The 14,268-nt window shown below is 68.4% G+C and carries 11 protein-coding genes and 1 tRNA gene; 4 read left to right on the top strand and 8 right to left on the bottom strand.

Annotation, left to right across the window (positions count from 1 at the left end):
• Positions 1-6: 6 nt before the first annotated feature.
• The 7 genes from KEG38_RS35060 to KEG38_RS35090 all read right to left on the bottom strand — a co-directional run bounded on the left by KEG38_RS35060 (position 7) and on the right by KEG38_RS35090 (position 9,629).
• Positions 7-1,065, bottom strand: a complete 1,059-nt coding sequence (locus tag KEG38_RS35060) for a type III polyketide synthase (RefSeq protein ID WP_272424656.1) — start codon at positions 1,063-1,065, stop codon at positions 7-9.
• A 1,024-nt stretch (positions 1,066-2,089) separates the two neighbouring features.
• The gene (locus KEG38_RS35065) at positions 2,090-2,794 is read right to left on the bottom strand and encodes a dienelactone hydrolase family protein (RefSeq protein ID WP_272424657.1); all 705 of its coding nucleotides are present in this window, start codon (positions 2,792-2,794) and stop codon (positions 2,090-2,092) included.
• 28 nt (positions 2,795-2,822) lie between these two features.
• A complete protein-coding gene (locus KEG38_RS35070) occupies positions 2,823-5,195 on the bottom strand; it encodes an efflux RND transporter permease subunit (RefSeq protein ID WP_272424659.1) in 2,373 nt (790 codons plus the stop codon).
• 55 nt (positions 5,196-5,250) lie between these two features.
• The gene (locus tag KEG38_RS35075; RefSeq protein ID WP_272424661.1) at positions 5,251-5,937 is read right to left on the bottom strand and encodes a tetratricopeptide repeat protein; all 687 of its coding nucleotides are present in this window, start codon (positions 5,935-5,937) and stop codon (positions 5,251-5,253) included.
• A 62-nt stretch (positions 5,938-5,999) separates the two neighbouring features.
• The gene (locus KEG38_RS35080; RefSeq protein ID WP_272424662.1) at positions 6,000-6,827 is read right to left on the bottom strand and encodes a hypothetical protein; all 828 of its coding nucleotides are present in this window, start codon (positions 6,825-6,827) and stop codon (positions 6,000-6,002) included.
• Positions 6,828-6,966: 139 nt separating this feature from the next.
• Positions 6,967-9,252: an amylo-alpha-1,6-glucosidase gene (locus KEG38_RS35085; RefSeq protein WP_272424663.1), complete on the bottom strand. Its 2,286-nt coding sequence runs from the start codon at positions 9,250-9,252 to the stop codon at positions 6,967-6,969.
• Positions 9,252-9,629 (bottom strand): response regulator, encoded by a 378-nt coding sequence (locus KEG38_RS35090; RefSeq protein ID WP_272424664.1) that lies wholly within the window; start codon positions 9,627-9,629, stop codon positions 9,252-9,254. Before KEG38_RS35090 ends, KEG38_RS35085 begins: the two co-directional genes overlap by 1 nt.
• 358 nt (positions 9,630-9,987) lie before the next feature.
• On the opposite strand from KEG38_RS35090, the gene KEG38_RS35095 reads away from it, so the two are divergent.
• Together KEG38_RS35095 and KEG38_RS35100 are read left to right on the top strand one after the other, a co-directional pair.
• Positions 9,988-10,071, top strand: a tRNA-Leu gene (locus KEG38_RS35095).
• Positions 10,072-10,211: 140 nt separating this feature from the next.
• Positions 10,212-11,573 (top strand): hypothetical protein, encoded by a 1,362-nt coding sequence (locus tag KEG38_RS35100; RefSeq protein ID WP_272424665.1) that lies wholly within the window; start codon positions 10,212-10,214, stop codon positions 11,571-11,573.
• A 92-nt stretch (positions 11,574-11,665) separates the two neighbouring features.
• Here the strand turns inward: KEG38_RS35100 and KEG38_RS35105 are convergent, their stop codons facing one another.
• Entirely contained in the window at positions 11,666-12,844 is a 1,179-nt protein-coding gene (locus tag KEG38_RS35105) for an AAA family ATPase (protein WP_272424666.1), read from the bottom strand.
• A gap of 127 nt (positions 12,845-12,971) precedes the next feature.
• On the opposite strand from KEG38_RS35105, the gene KEG38_RS35110 reads away from it, so the two are divergent.
• Both KEG38_RS35110 and KEG38_RS35115 read left to right on the top strand, forming a co-directional pair.
• Positions 12,972-13,910, top strand: coding sequence for a DUF4190 domain-containing protein (locus tag KEG38_RS35110; RefSeq protein ID WP_272424667.1), 939 nt, complete (start codon positions 12,972-12,974; stop codon positions 13,908-13,910).
• 67 nt (positions 13,911-13,977) lie between these two features.
• The gene (locus KEG38_RS35115; protein ID WP_272424669.1) at positions 13,978-14,253 is read left to right on the top strand and encodes a hypothetical protein; all 276 of its coding nucleotides are present in this window, start codon (positions 13,978-13,980) and stop codon (positions 14,251-14,253) included.
• Positions 14,254-14,268: the final 15 nt, after the last annotated feature.

Here is a 14,268-nt window from a genome sequence, read left to right on the forward strand (position 1 = left end):
CCGTCCCTACTGGCCTTCCTTGGTCCTCCAGGAACCGACGTTCATTTCCGCCGTGATTCCGGGGCCGAACCCTGCGATGATTCCCTTGCCACCGTCCTTGAGCTGGTTGTCCGCGAACAGGCGGCTGATGGAGTCGAGCACCACCACGCTGGCGATGTTGCCGTATTCCGTCAACGTGGCTCTGCTGTACCGGAACGACTCGAGCGGTACGCCCAGGTACTTGCAAAGATCGTTGAGGATGCGCGGCCCGCCGGCGTGAATGATGTAGAAATCCAGATGGCCAACGTCCCAGCCGTGGCGCTCGGCGAGCTCGCGCAGCACGGGGGCGAGGGGCTTCATGGTCCCGGGGACCCGCTTGTCGAGTCTGAAATGGAATCCCGTTTCCTTCACGACGTACGAGATCCATTCCTCGGTGTCCGGGATGATGTACGCCGCGTTTCGCTCCAGCCGGATGCCGGTGCCTCCGCGTCCCCGGAGGACGACCGCGCCCACCGCGTCTCCGAAGAGCCCGTCGGACAGGAGCGACCCGACGTCGTCGTCGGGCGGCTGATAGCATAACGAGCAGAACTCGCAGGCCACGATGAGCACGTTGGTGCCGGGATGCGCCGTGCAGAAATCGTGGGCGCGATTGATGGCCGCCGCGCCGGCCGCGCAGCCGAGTTGCGCGATCGGGATCTGCCGCGTGTCGTGACGGAATCCCATGGTATTCACGAGCCAGGCCGTCATGGCCGGCATCATGAAGCCCGTGCACGAGACATAAATGATGGCGTCGATGTCCCGCGCCGAGAGCTCCGCGTGCTGGAGCGCTCGCTCGATGACCGGCGGAACCCGGCGCTTGGCTTCCATCTCGTAGATCTTGTTGCGGGTCTCGAACCCGGGGTGCGCGAGGGTCTGCTCCAGGGGCTGAATGATGTGCCGCTTCCGCACCCCGGTGCTGCTGATGAGCCGCATGGCGAGCTTGAGCTGCGGTTTGCCCGCGTGCAATCGCTCGGCCAATTTCAGCGTATCTTCCATCGTGACGATGTACTCCGGAACCGCGACTTCCGGCCTGCACAAGATGGCCATGATCCCCTCCGTGTGGTTTGACGCCCGAGAACGTCTCGCTCGAAGAAAAATGTTCGTGCGGCAGCGATGGTTTTATTTAAATGGGAGGTCGGGCACGTTCATGCGGCTCATTGGTTTTCTTCATCCGCAGCGCTTTGCGGCTGCCTCAGGGCGGCTGCATCCGGTTTCGCACACCGGAGGCTCGTGAGGACCAGCTCCAGAAGCTCGGTCGCGAACGTGATGACGTCGCGAGATCCGTACCCGGAGCTCATCAAATCACGGAACATCGTCTTCGCGAGGACCGAGACCTCCGTGCCCGTCGTCGAGACTCGTACGGAGGGCGGTTTCTGACTGTCCGCCGGCGGCATGGCATTGCTCTCCGATTTCTCCGCTCGTGGAAGAGCCGTCGATTGCACGACCGAGCAAGCTCCAGACCACGCGAGCGCTCACCGAGCATTCATGAAATTGCGGTCGCCAGACTCCAGCGTTGCCGCGCATTCATCGATGCAAACGAGCTCGGCTATGTCTGGTGCGGCAAGGTGGGATACCGCATGCGTCGGCCGGGTAAATGCTGCCCGGTTTCATTCGCGGCATATGGGTGTGCCTTGCCCGGCCCGCGTTGCCGCCATGGCCGAATCGAAACGCAATGTCGGGAACGCGCGGCGCCTCGTTTTGCAGGAGGAAGGCCCCGGCTCGTCAGGAGCGGCGTCGTAGGCACCCTACGCGCGCGCCGGGAGGCCTTCCGCGCGGCGCCCACGTCGACGGTCGGGAGCCGCCCCCTGCACTACGCCCGCCCCCTCAGCCGCGTCGAACGACGCCGTCCTCCTCCCCGCAGACGCGCTGTCGGGGTCGGCAACGTGATCACGGGGCAAACCCTCGTCCACGCCATGCACGCGTCGAAAGTCATGGACGGCCGTACGTCCGCGCGGTCCGGCCGATGCTCCAGCGCGGCGCTTTCATCCATGCGGAGGCGAAAAATGACGACAAAATTGCGAGCGCCCTTCGGGGGAAGGGCGCTCGCGGGGCAGCCGGCGGGATTCGCCGATCAGAGGTGCGACTTCAAGAACGCGAGCGTGAGCGCCCAGGCCTGGGACGCAGCGGCCGCATTGTAATTGCTGCGCGCGTCGCAGAAGAAGCCGTGGTCGTGCTCGGAGAACTCGATGTTCACGAACGGCTTTTCGTGCTTCCGCAGCGCGTCCACCACGCTCTGCGCTTTCTCGTTCGGGATGAACGGATCCTTGCCGGCCCAGAGGAGCAGAATCTTTCCCGATTGCGTCGCGGCATACGGCAGCTTGTCGGGCGCGATGCTGCCGTAGAAGGAGACCGCGCACTTGAGCGGGGCGACGCCGTTCGTCACGAACGCGAGGCGCCCGCCCATGCAGAAACCGAGCGCGGCGACGCGGCCCGCCTCGACGGCCGGGTGCTTGGCGAGGTATTCGACGGCGGCGCGCACGTCGGCCTCGCTCTCTTCGGCCTTGTATTGGGTCGCGAGCTTCATGCTCGGGGCAAAGTCCTCGTAGCTGCCCTCGTAGCCGGGCGCCGTGCGGTGGAAGAGGTCGGGTGCGAGCGTCACGTACCCCTCGCGGGCGAAGCGCTCGGCGACGTCGCGGATGTGCGCGTTGACGCCGAAGATCTCCTGCAGGACGAGGATCGCGGCGCGCGGCGTGTCGCCCTCGGGCCGGCAGAGGTAGCCATCCATCGTGGTGCCGTCGGCGACGGGGATCTGGACATGCTCGGTGCGAATGGTCATCGGTTTCTCCTTCGAGGGTTTGGCAGGGCTAGCTCGCCGCGGGGGTTTGTCCCGGCGCCTTCGCCGGGGAGAGCTCGGCGTCCGGCTTCGTGCGGAAGACGAGCCAGAGCGCGGCGGGGAGCGCGGTGAAGTCCGCGATCATCGAGAGGACGAAGGCCACGGCGGAGAGGATGCCGAACTGCCGGATCGGCGGCAGATCCGCCATTCCGAAGGCCACGAAGCCGCCCGCGTTGATGAGCGTCGCGAAGAAGATCGCCCGGCCCGACACGAAGAGCGTGTGCCGGAGCGCCTGCTCCACGGAGCCCGTCTTTCGGCCTTCCTGGAAGTGATAGAAGAAATGGATCTGGTCGTTCTCGCTCGTCCCGAGCACGGTCGACGCGATGAGAATCGTCGCGACGTTCAGCGTCATGCCGGAGATGCGCATCACGCCGAACATGACGAGGATCGCGAAGAGCGAGGGGATCATGGCCATGAGCCGCGCCGCCCCGCTGCGGAAGACCACGAGGAACGTGACGAAGATGATCCCGACCGTGAGCTCGAAGCTCTCGACCAGCGTGGGCACGAGGCTCTGCGAGACGCGCGCCTGAAGCGGCGCCATGCCCACGGTGCGGAGCTCGAACTCCCTGAGCGCCGGGTTCGCCTCGGCCGCGGCCTTCCAGTGCTTGTCGATGCTCGCCTGGAGCTTCTGGAACGCCTCGTGCTCGGTCGCCTTCGACATGACCGTGAAATGCGTCTGCCCGAGGCCGTTTTTCTGGACGAACCGGCCGAGGAGCGGGTCCACGGGCGCGAGTGATTCCAGCGTGCCCGCGAGCTCGTCGAGCGCCTCGGCGTCCTTGGGGAACGCGTCGCCCGCGCCGCCGAGGTACTGCATCATGCGCAGGATCGTGGTCGGTCCGATCGCCGCGCCGACCTCGGGGTCGGCGACGAGCGCCTCGTGAAACGCCTGGAACCCCTTGAGCGCGTCAGGCTCGGAGACGCTGCCGACGCCGCCCTTGAGCCAGACCTCGGTGATCGAGAGGCCGGGCATCTTCGACTCGATGGCTTTCGTGTCCGCATAGAGCCGTGATCCCGAATTGATGTATTCGACGGGATCGGTGAGCAGCCGCATCGGCTTGACCACGCCGGGCAGCCCGAAGAGCGCGACGCCGCCCGCGAAGGAGAGCAGGATCGAGCCGAGGACGAGCGGCCAGCGATAACGATAACTCCAGCGAGGCAGCGCCTCCGTGAGGCGGACGAACCACGCGGCCGCGACCTTCTGCTCGATCGCGGTCGGGGTCTTCAGGATTTTCTGCAGCGCGGGGAAGAGTGTGAAACAGACGATGTAGCTGAGCGCGAGGCCAACCGCGACCCAGACGCCCATCTGCCGGATGGGCTGGATGCTCGACACGACGAGCGCCGCGAAGCCGACGGCCGTCGCGAAGACCGAGGCCGTGCAAGCGAGCCACTTGTTGGCGAAGGAGAAGACCTGGTGCTCGTCGACGCTGCGATCCGCAGGGCGCTCGACGAAGCGCGACTGCACGTAGACGAGCGTCGCCGTGGTCGTGACGAGGATCGTCATCGGCACCATCGGCGAGACGATCGTGAGGACGCCGCCCGTGAGGCCGATGTAGCCCATGGAGAGGGCGATCGAGACGCCGAGCGTGATCAAGAAGGCCGCGAGCGTGCGCGCAGAGCGATAGAGGAAGAGGCAGAGGCCGATGATGAACGCCGCGAACAGGCCGAAGTACTTCGGCCCGGTCTTCTGCATGTCCTCGTCGAGGTAGATGTTGACGTAGGGCTGGCCGACCTGGCGCAAGGTCTTCAGCGGGGCGCCGTCGCCGCCCGTCGTCTCGATGGCGCGACGCACGGCCGCGAGGGTCTCGCGGCGCTCCTGGCTCGTGTGCACGTCGAGGATGAGCGCGATCGCGAGGTAGCCGTCGCCAGCGAGGCCCTGATCCTGGAAGAGCTTCGTGCCCGATACGAACTTGCGGAGCGCCTCGGATTGCTCGGGGGTCGGATCGAAGCCGGCCTTGGCGCGGCGATAAATGGAGAGCGCGGAGTTCGGCTCGACGTGCGGGATCTCCTTCAGCGCGCGCTCGAGTTTGTCGAGACGCTCGAGCACCGCGGGCGCGAACGGATCGTCGGCCTCGGCGAGCAGGACGGCGAACTCGCCGGCGCCGAAGATCTTCTCGAACTCGCGTGTCTTGACGAAGTCGGTGTCGCTCGTCGCGATGAGGCGCTCGATCGCGTTGTCCTGCTGGACGCGCGCCGCGAACCAGGCTGCCGGCGGCAGCACGAGCGCATACAGGGCGATGATGATCCAGCGGGCCGCGATGATGCGGGAGAAGAGCCGGACGAGCCATCCGGGCGCGTCGTGGCTCGGGCTCGCGGGGCCGTTCGAAGAGCTCGAAGAAGTCGACACGGCCACGCTGCTATCACGATCCCGCGCAGGCCGCCCGTCGATCCCGCGCGGCGTTTCAAGGCGTGGGCGCGGTCGCCGCAGGCTTCGGGCATGTGGGGTTGCCCGCGTCCTTGAGGAGCTGCGCGAGGAGCGCCTGATCGTCGCGCCGGAGCTTTGCGCGGTCTGCCGAGCAGCGGCAAAGGTGGGGCTTGGCAGGATCGACGTCGCCGAGCGCGATGTAGGCCTCGGCGACGCGCAGGTGGTTCTCGATGACGTCGGGATCCTTGTTCACGAGGCCTTCGAGCAGCTCGAGCCCCGTCTCCGAGTCTCCATTTCGGAGCAACGCGGCGGGCGCGACCACGTAGAGCGTGCCGAGCATGCGCGTGGCGGCGCCGCTGCGGAAGTTCGGATCGAGCTGGCGGCTGCGGCGCGCGTAGTGCTCGACCTCGCCGATCATGTCGGCCCCGAGCAAGCCCTTGAGCTGCACGAGCCTTCCTGTGACGACGGCGCGCGCGTACGTGTACGCGGCCGTGTCGACAGCACGCGCGCGCACCTCGGCGTAGGCGAGCTGGCGATCTTCCGGCGTGTCCGCGCCCGCGGCGATGAGGTCTTCGAGCGCGTCGGCGATGACGAGCGCGTCTTTCGTGGCGACGGCGGTCTTGAGCGCAGCGTTGACGGCGGGGCCCTGCGCGCCGGTCACGCCGCCAAAGCACGCGGGCAACACGCCCAGGGCAGCGACGAGGAGGAGAAAGGACCAGCGCACGGGGGGGAGAAATAACACCGCCTGGGGGGAGAAGCGCCCCGCGTTAGGCGAGCGAAGAGGCGCTACTTGTCGTACGCAGCGATGACGCCCGCATAATCGGAGGACGTCGCGGACTTGAGGGCGAGGATGCCCACCTCGCCGCACGTCGCTTTGCCCTCGCCCTCGCAAATCTTGCCGAGGTTTGCCTGGAACGCTTTGCGTGCGTCCGCGGGCGCGGAGGGGAAGGCGACGACGACCATGGGCGGGAGCTTGTCGCTCGCCCAGACGGACTTGATGCCCGCGTCGATCTTGGTGGCCTCGGCGAGCTGGGCGTCGTCGATGAGCGCGCACGCGGCGTCGCCGCTCACGACCTTCTTGATGGTCTGGATGGGGCGGGTCGTCGTGACCAACGTGAAATCACCGAGCTTGAAGGCGCCCTTCGAGACGACCTTGTCGATGAACTTGGGATCGTCGGCGTGGTCGCTGGCGAGCGCCTTGCCCTTGCAACCAGCGAGGTCCGAGGCGGTCTTGCTGATGAGGTGATACTGCTGGCCGCCGGCGCGATTGACCGCGACCTGGCCGATGATGTCGAGGTTGTGCTTGGCCTTGAGGCCGAGGAAAGCGCCGAGCGAGAGGATCCCGTAGTGGGGTTTCTGGGCGGAGATGAAGGCCTCGGCGTTGCCGCGGCTCGTGTGATACTCGCCCTTCGCGCCGCCCCAGCCGTTCTGTTTGGCCGCGACGGACACGAACTTGTCGACATAAGGCTGGGCTTGCGCCGCGCTCCCCACCCCGTGCTCCCGGAGCACGAGGACCCCGACCGTCCCCTCCGCGGCCGCGTCCGCGCACAAGAAAGCAGAGGCGGAAGCGATCACAGAAGTGGCGAGCAGGGAGCGAATGACAGTCGTTCGCACGGGTAGACCTCCTGGCAGACTTGGACGAGGGAGCCGGGAAGGTATGCATCGAAGGCTGTACGGACATCGGAAAAAATGAAGGGAGGGAGCTTGCTCGGGTGCGTGAAGGTGGGAGGAGCGGCGCCAAGGCCGGAAAACCTCACGGATTCGAAGGGTTGGGTGGGTACGTCCCGTCCTCTTCCCAGGTGTCCACGAAAGTCACCCGTACATCTCCCCGCATCGCAGCGACGTCCACGGCAGTATGCTCTTCCACACGCTGGTACCGAAGGTCGACTTCCCCACGGCCGACCGAGAGGCGCTTGACCTCGACCCAGTGGAGCCAGCGAGGAAGGGTGGGGCGGACGATCCGAAGCTCGTTGCCCGGCGCGTTGGGAGAGAGGCCGAGGAGAGAGGCGAGGAGGGTCGCCCAAGAAGCCGCGGCCCAGGCCTGGGGGCTGCACGCGACGGGATAACGGACGGGGACGGCGAAGGCGCTGCGCGCGAAGCCGCAGAAGAGCTCGGGCATGCGGTACGCAGGGAAGTGCTGCGCAGCCTCGAAGAGCGCGGTGACGAGCTCGAGGGCGAGAGGCTCCTGGCGGTAGCGTTTGAAGCCGAGCGCGATGAGGGCGTTGTCGTGCGGCCAGACAGTGCCGAGGTGGTAGCCCGTGGGGTTGTACCGAGCCGCGCGCGTGGAGAGGGTGCGGATGCCCCAGCCAGAGAAGAGGTCCTCTTCCATGAGGCGTCGCGCCATGAGCTCGCCGCGCGCGTGCGGGACGGCGCCGGCCCAGAGCGCATGGCCCGCGTTCGAAGAGACGGTCGCGACTTGCCGTTTGTCGCGGTCGAGCGCGATGGCGTACGTGTTCTCCGCAGGCATCCAGAAGGCCGCGTCGATGGCGTCGCGGAGCGCGGCGGCGCGTAGCTCCTCGGAGGTGGCGCGCGCGGGATCGCCGAGCGCACGGTAGATGCGGGCCGCGGCGCGGCGGCTCGCGTAGGCGTAGGCCTGCACTTCGACGAGCGCGATCGGAGGTTCGGCGAGGGTGCCGTCGGGATGCGTGATCGCGTCGGTGGAGTCCTTCCAGCCCTGGTTGACGAGGCCTGCGTCGGAGCGACACGCGTACTCGAGGAAGCCGTCGCCGTCGTGATCGCCGTAGCGATCCATCCAGAGGAGCGCGGCGTCGAGGTTCGGGCGGAGCTCGCGGACGAGATCGAGATCGCCGGTCGCGCGGTAGTACTCGGCGAGGAGGATGATCCAGAGGGGCGTCGCGTCGACGGTGCCGTAGTACGGCGAGAAGGGGACGACGCCGAGGCGCGCGAGCTCGCCGCGGCGAAGCTCGTGCATGACCTTGCCAGGTTCCTCGTCACGCGCGGGGTCGTCGCGGCTGCCCTGGTGGCGGTTGAGCAAGCGGAGCGCCTGGCGCGCAGGCTCGGCGGAGATCCAAAGGTAGAGGAGCGCCGTGATGATCGTGTCGCGCCCGAAGAGGCACGCGTACCAGGGGATGCCCGCCGCGATGAAGGGCGCGTCGGGATCGCCGGAGAGCAGGACACGAAGGTCGCTGCGCGCCTTCGCGAAGACCGCGTTGAAGAGGCTGTTGCTCGTCTCGACGCCGACCTGGCCCGCGAGCCACTGCTTGTAGCCCGTGAGTGCGCGGCGCGGAGCCGAAGGGCCGTTCGTGTTCATCATCGGCGAGGCGTCGACGCTGACGCCGATCGTGATGCACGTGGAGCCGCCCGGGCGGAGTTCGATGCGGTAGCTCGCGGTGCACGACGCGAGTCTGTCGGGCGTGGGATCGAAGCGGACCTCGGTGCGACGCGCGAGGCCGTCGGCGCCGTCGTAGCGGAAGCTGAGGACGTTCGGCATGTGCTCGGGCGCGTGAGGTTTGCCCTTGCGCGCGCCCTTCACGATGCCGCGGACCTCGAACATGTCGGAGAAGTCGGCCTCGAAGTGGAGCTCGACGTCGAGCGTGACGGGGAAGCGGTTGTAGTTCTGGAACGTGAGCGACTCGCTGACCTCGGTGGGTCGAACGAGGCGGTAGCGGCGGATCTGGATGGTCTGCTCGTGGACGGCCTGGCCCTCGGGCGTGACGAGGTTCGGGTTCGTGAGGACCTGCGCGCCGAGGAAGTGCGCGTGGTCGCTGGAGAGGAGGATCGTCGGACGGAGGCCCTGGATGGCGAGCTCGTAGCTGCTCAAGAAACGCGTGTCGCCGAGGTAGAGGCCGTAACCCTCGCGGTTCTTGCGCGGGACGTTGCCCTCGGCGTCCGTGAGGAGGAAGAGGTCGCCTTCTTTGAGGAGGGTGGCGTCGCGGATGTCACGCGCAGACGGCGGTGCGTCGAGCGAGACGATGCCGGTAGGCTTGTTCGGCTGCGGCGCGGGCGAGGGAGCAGGAGCGTCGAGGTCGACGGGGAGCGCGAGGCCGCGCGCAGATCCGGCGTCGTGAGGACCGTTCATCAAACCACCTCTTCGCGGGGACGCTCGACCTCGCGCGCGACGGCGTCGAGGAGATCACTCACGTCGAACGGCTTCGAGAGGACGCGGCGGACCTGCGGCGTGAGGCGGAGCTGCGCGAGAAACGCGGAGACGACGATCACGGGCGTGGGCCGCGTCTCGGGCTCGGCCGCCAGCTCTTCGAGGACCGCGTTGCCATCCTTGCCCGGCAGCATGAGGTCGAGCAGGACGAGGTCGGCATGCTCGCGCTTGACGATCGCAGCGGCATCGATGCCATCGGCGACGCCGACGACGTCGTAGCCCTCGGCGCCGAGCAGGAAGGTCTCGAGATCCCGGAGCTCGGGGTCGTCCTCCACGACGACGATCTTCTTCCTCGGCACGAAGAGGCTCCTCCGATCGGGGGGTGAGGCAGGGACGCTCGCAACACCGAGCGGACCGCCGGTCGCAGCACGAGCGACCGCCGGAGACCCAAGGTGCTCGCGCCTCGCCATCGGGGTTTCGCGGAGCACGTACGGTGCCGCGCCCGTGTGGCGGACGCGCACGTGCAGGCGTGCTCGGCAAGGAGCGAGCGCTCTGGAGGGGCGCGCAGTGCGGTTTTTCGCGGCGCTTCGGGGCGCCCGGCGTGATGGAGACGAAAAGCGAAAATCGTCCTTGCGCACAGGGCTTCAGCCGATCTATCTATACGCCCCCGCTGGCCGAACGGCCGGCGGATCGATGTCCTTCACGGGAAGGCATCACGCGAAGATGGCGGAATTGGCAGACGCGCTGGATTCAGGTTCCAGTGCCCGCAAGGGCGTGGAGGTTCAAGTCCTCTTCTTCGCACTGTTCGTAAGCGAAAACACATTGAGGGATCGCGACTTCGCTTGATGGGATAGGCTGCCGTGGTCCCTCTTCGTGGATCAGGTGCCGGCCTTGTCGAGGTTGATCCAATGTCGCATGGCGCGCCGGGGGGCTCGGCGGGGATGAAGCAGATTCGCTCCCCAGAGATCGCGACCGGCGCGTGGCCCCTCGGGTTCGTCGGCGTCACGATGAGCCTGGTCCTCGGCCTCGCTCCCGCCGGGTGCGGGCAACGGAAGACGGAAGGCGGCGCCACGCCAGCCCCGAGCGCTTCGGTCGCGCCGAGTGCGTCGGTCGCGACGAGCGCCGCCGCGGATCCGCCCACGACCTCGGCGAGCTCGGTGCAAGCTCCGCCTCCGCCGAGCGAGCCCGTGGGCTCCGGCGTGTCCTCGTTCGTCGCAGCCGCGCAGACCGAGGCGTGCAAGGCGCAGACCGGGGAGATCGCGACGTACCTGCAGCGCGGCGAGGTGACGGCCGCAGGGCAAGAGGGGGCGATCGCCGCCGCCTGGCTCATTAAGCTCGCCGCGAACAAGCCGGGCGCGCAGCTCGCCTTCGCAGGGTTCGCCCTCGACGCGAAGCAGGTGGCGCGGGCGCGCGGCATCGGGACGGCGAACGAGACGGCGCCGCGGATGTTCGCAAACGGCGCGGGCTGGACGCTCGTGTGGTTCGACGCCGACGGCCTCGCGTACACGAAGCCGCGCTGGGAGACCTCGCCCGCGCCCGTGATCGAGCACCTCAGCACGGTGAACGCCGCGAACGCGGACGACGTGGCGCTCGCCGCGACGCCCGCAGGAGCGATCGTGGCGGTGGCGCCGTTCAACATGGAGAAGGCGCAGCTCGGACTGTTCCAGTTCGCCCCGACGGACGCTGCCGCGCCGGCCGTGCAGGCGCTCGGCGCGACGCACCACGCCCACGAGCCGCGCAGGCCCGCCGTCGCCGCGGATGGAACCGGTTACACGCTCGCCTGGCACGAGGGAGACGGGCGGATCGTCGTGTCGCGCTTCGATCTCGCGGGCAAGGAGATCGACGAGGCCTACACCCTCGCGGCAGCCCCGCCGGCCGGCGCGCCCGCGCGCGAACGCGTGAACCTCGTGGCCACGACGAAAGGCGCGATGGCCGTGTGGATCGAGGGCGACAAGATCCTCGCGCGCGCGGTCGACGCGGCGGCGCGTCCCGGCGAAAAGACGTGGCTGGTCGGGCGCGGCCGGGCCCCGGCGCTCGCGCCGATCGGCGATGGCGCGCTCGTCGTGTTCCTCGGTCAGGAGGGCGGCAAGGACGATCAGGTCCTCGCGGTGAAGCTCTCGGAGAGCGGCGAGCCGTCGGCGACGGGCATGCGGGTCAGCGACGGGACGGGCGCGGTGAAGGATCCGGCAGCGGTCACGCCGGCCGGCCCGCGCATGGGTTTCCTGTGGGCCGAGCCGATGAGTGGTGGCGTGAGCACGAAGCGCGCGGTCCTGCGCACGCTCGAGTCGAGCTGCATCCCCTGAGCGCGGCAGAACGTGTCGTTCGAGCGCACGCGCGTGGCGGGCCCTGCACACGCACGTGACGAGCGTTCGGACGCGTCGACGCGCGTGATCGATCAGGACGCGAGGAACGCCGACAGCTTGCCGCCGGCCGCGACGTGGGCCTGCGCGGCGCTGAGCTCGGTGAAGTCGAGGCTGCGCACGGAGAGGTCACGATACCGGTTTGTCTCGACGAGCCGGAGCTCTTCGGGGCGCGCCCAGTCGACCACGTGCGGCGACTTCGTCGAGACGATGATCTGCCGGTGATCGGCGCAAGCCTCGATCACCTCGAGCAGCGCGCCGATCTTGCCGGGGACCGCGGAGACCTCGGGCTCCTCGAGGAGCAGCGCCGTCGACTCCGGATCCACGAGCGCGACGAGCAGCTCGAGTCTGCGGATCACGGTGTCGGACAGACGTCCGAAATCCACGCCCTCGAACGTGATGCTGGCGCGATCCTGCGGCGCGACGTCCGTGCGCGCGGACGGGTCACGCGTGATCTGTACCGCGAGCTCGCCCGCCGCGCCGATGCGCTGGCAGAGCTCGACGACCTTGTTGTACCGCTCGCGGTAGAGCTCGAACCAGATGACGAGCGTCGACGCGAGCGAGAGCAGGCGCGCGTCGAGGCCACGCGAGGTCCAGAGGACGCCCGATCGACCCGTGAGCGTGACGACCGCGCGATCCTCGATCGGCGGGCGCGAGAGGGCGAGGCCGAGCCAGCGGATGCCTTCGAGGTAGGCGCGGATGCGGCGTGCGTCCTCGGGCACGCGATCGGCGGACTCGCCCGCGAGCGCGAGCGCGCCGACGCCCGAGGGCAGCGAGATGCGGCTGCCGTCGCCGAAGACGGCGCGTCGATCGCGCACCGTCCAGAGATCCACGTTCGCTTCGTCCGTGCGGGCTGCGTGTTCTTCCCAGCGCATCGAGGGCGGGAAGGGCTCGTCGTCGTCCTCGAGATCGTGGAAACGACGGTCGTAGGCGTAGACGAGGTGCTCGCCGGCGTCGCCCTCGAACTCGCAGCGGAAGTGGCGAGGTTTTTCCGGGTCGCTCAGGGCGTGGACGGCGATGTGCGCGCCTTCGGCGATGCCCTGCACGAGCAAGGACGCGAGGGATCCGCCCTTCGCGTGGAGCACGGTGCGGCGCGCGGCGATCGCGAGCTCGATCGTGCTGTTGCCGAGCGCCTGGTAGTCACCGATCGTCACGGACACGAGCCGGGCGGCCGGGGCTCGGGGAAAGACGGAGGAGCGGGCCGGTTCGATCATGAGAGCGCACCTTCCTCCTACCACGCTGCGTGGGGGGTTGGCGTATCCCTTCTGCACGGGCGGGACGCTTCATTCCGTCCATCCTTGGTTTGCAAGCGTAAGCGAGATTAGGCGCTAGAATTCGTGGGTGAGCGAGGCCATTTCCCCGAGGTCCGCGCTTTCGCGCGTCGCCCGAGCCGAGGGCCCGACGGAGCTCCCTCCGCTCTCGGACCCGTACCTGCGGGGGCCGAGGCCACCCCAAAAAAAGCCGCTCTCGACGCTGGCCTTGACGTCGATCCTGGCGCCGTTCGTGGGCGGACCGCTGGGCTCGGTCGCCGCCATCGTCTTCGGCTGGGCCGCGCGTCGGGAGCACGCCGGCGTGGGCGCCGAGCGCCGCGGGTATGTCCTGGCAACGCTGGGAATGGGGCTCGGGATTTGCCTGACGGTGGCCTGGGGCGCGGCCATCGCGTTTGGCGTGTGGACGATGGAGCGGAGCCACGAGGCGCAGCTCGCGTCGATCGCCAACGTCGTGACGGTCGGGGACACCGCGTCGCCGCCCGAGGGAGCGGTGGACACCACGGATCCCGCGTCGCCGCCCTCCAAGGCCGTGCCGGTTTTCCAGAAAGAGACGATGGTCCGCAAGGAGGGCACGGTCACGGTCGTGGACGTGGGCGTGTCGGTGTCGTCGCTCTCGCAGGAGCTCGCGAAGGAGCGCGCGGCCGCGGCCGCGGCGGGCGAGACGATCGTCGTGATGACGACGAAGAACGAGTGCGTCTCGTGTCGCAGCTTGTCGTCGTCGCTCGGGAATCCGCTCATGCAGACGGCGCTCGCGCATGTGCGGCTCGTCCGCGTGGACATCGACGCGTTCGACGAGGACCTGACGGGGCTCAAGATGCCGCACGAGCGTGTGCCGGGCTTTTTCCTGCTCGCGCCGGATCTCTATCCGCGCGACGCGATCGACGGCGGCGAGTGGGACGAGGACGTGCCGGCGAACATGGCACCCGTGCTCGGCGCATTCGTGCGCGGGAAGTACGAGACGCGGCGGCAGAGCTTCGAGCCGATTCAAAACGGCGGGATCAAGCTCTGAGAGAGAGGCGCGCCGAGGGCTCGGATCCCGGGCGCGGCGTGTCCATCCGCTGCTAGGATGCGCGGTCATGAAGCGCGCCGGGCAGATCACGATCTTCGTCCTCTGCGTCTTGTTCAGCGTCTCCGCCGCGGTGAACGTGATGGCGGACAACAGCGAGGTCGAGCGCGCGGCCGCGGCGGTGGCGTGCGGGGAGCAGGGGCCGAACTGCCGCGCGCAGGTGACGCGGCTCGAGCGGACGCCGTTCGGGCAGACGTTCGAGATGGTGACGCCGAAGCGGACCGTGGACGTGGTCTGCCGGCGTGCGTTCGTCTTGGTGGGCGAGTACGCCTGCAAGCTCCGCTGATGGGGAGGCCCGCGC

The sequence above is a fragment of the Polyangium jinanense genome (assembly GCF_028435265.1).
Classification (GTDB): Bacteria; Myxococcota_A; Polyangia; order Polyangiales; family Polyangiaceae; genus Polyangium; species Polyangium jinanense.

What these genes read in the sequence shown, in the direction of transcription:
- KEG38_RS35060 (WP_272424656.1), bottom strand. Translation starts at nt 1,065, where the DNA reads ATGGCCATCTTGTGCAGGCCGGAAGTCGCGGTTCCGGAGTACATCGTC.
- KEG38_RS35065 (WP_272424657.1), bottom strand. Translation starts at nt 2,794, where the DNA reads ATGACCATTCGCACCGAGCATGTCCAGATCCCCGTCGCCGACGGCACC.
- KEG38_RS35085 (WP_272424663.1), bottom strand. Translation starts at nt 9,252, where the DNA reads ATGAACGGTCCTCACGACGCCGGATCTGCGCGCGGCCTCGCGCTCCCC.
- KEG38_RS35100 (WP_272424665.1), top strand. Translation starts at nt 10,212, where the DNA reads ATGAAGCAGATTCGCTCCCCAGAGATCGCGACCGGCGCGTGGCCCCTC.
- KEG38_RS35105 (WP_272424666.1), bottom strand. Translation starts at nt 12,844, where the DNA reads ATGATCGAACCGGCCCGCTCCTCCGTCTTTCCCCGAGCCCCGGCCGCC.
- KEG38_RS35115 (WP_272424669.1), top strand. Translation starts at nt 13,978, where the DNA reads ATGAAGCGCGCCGGGCAGATCACGATCTTCGTCCTCTGCGTCTTGTTC.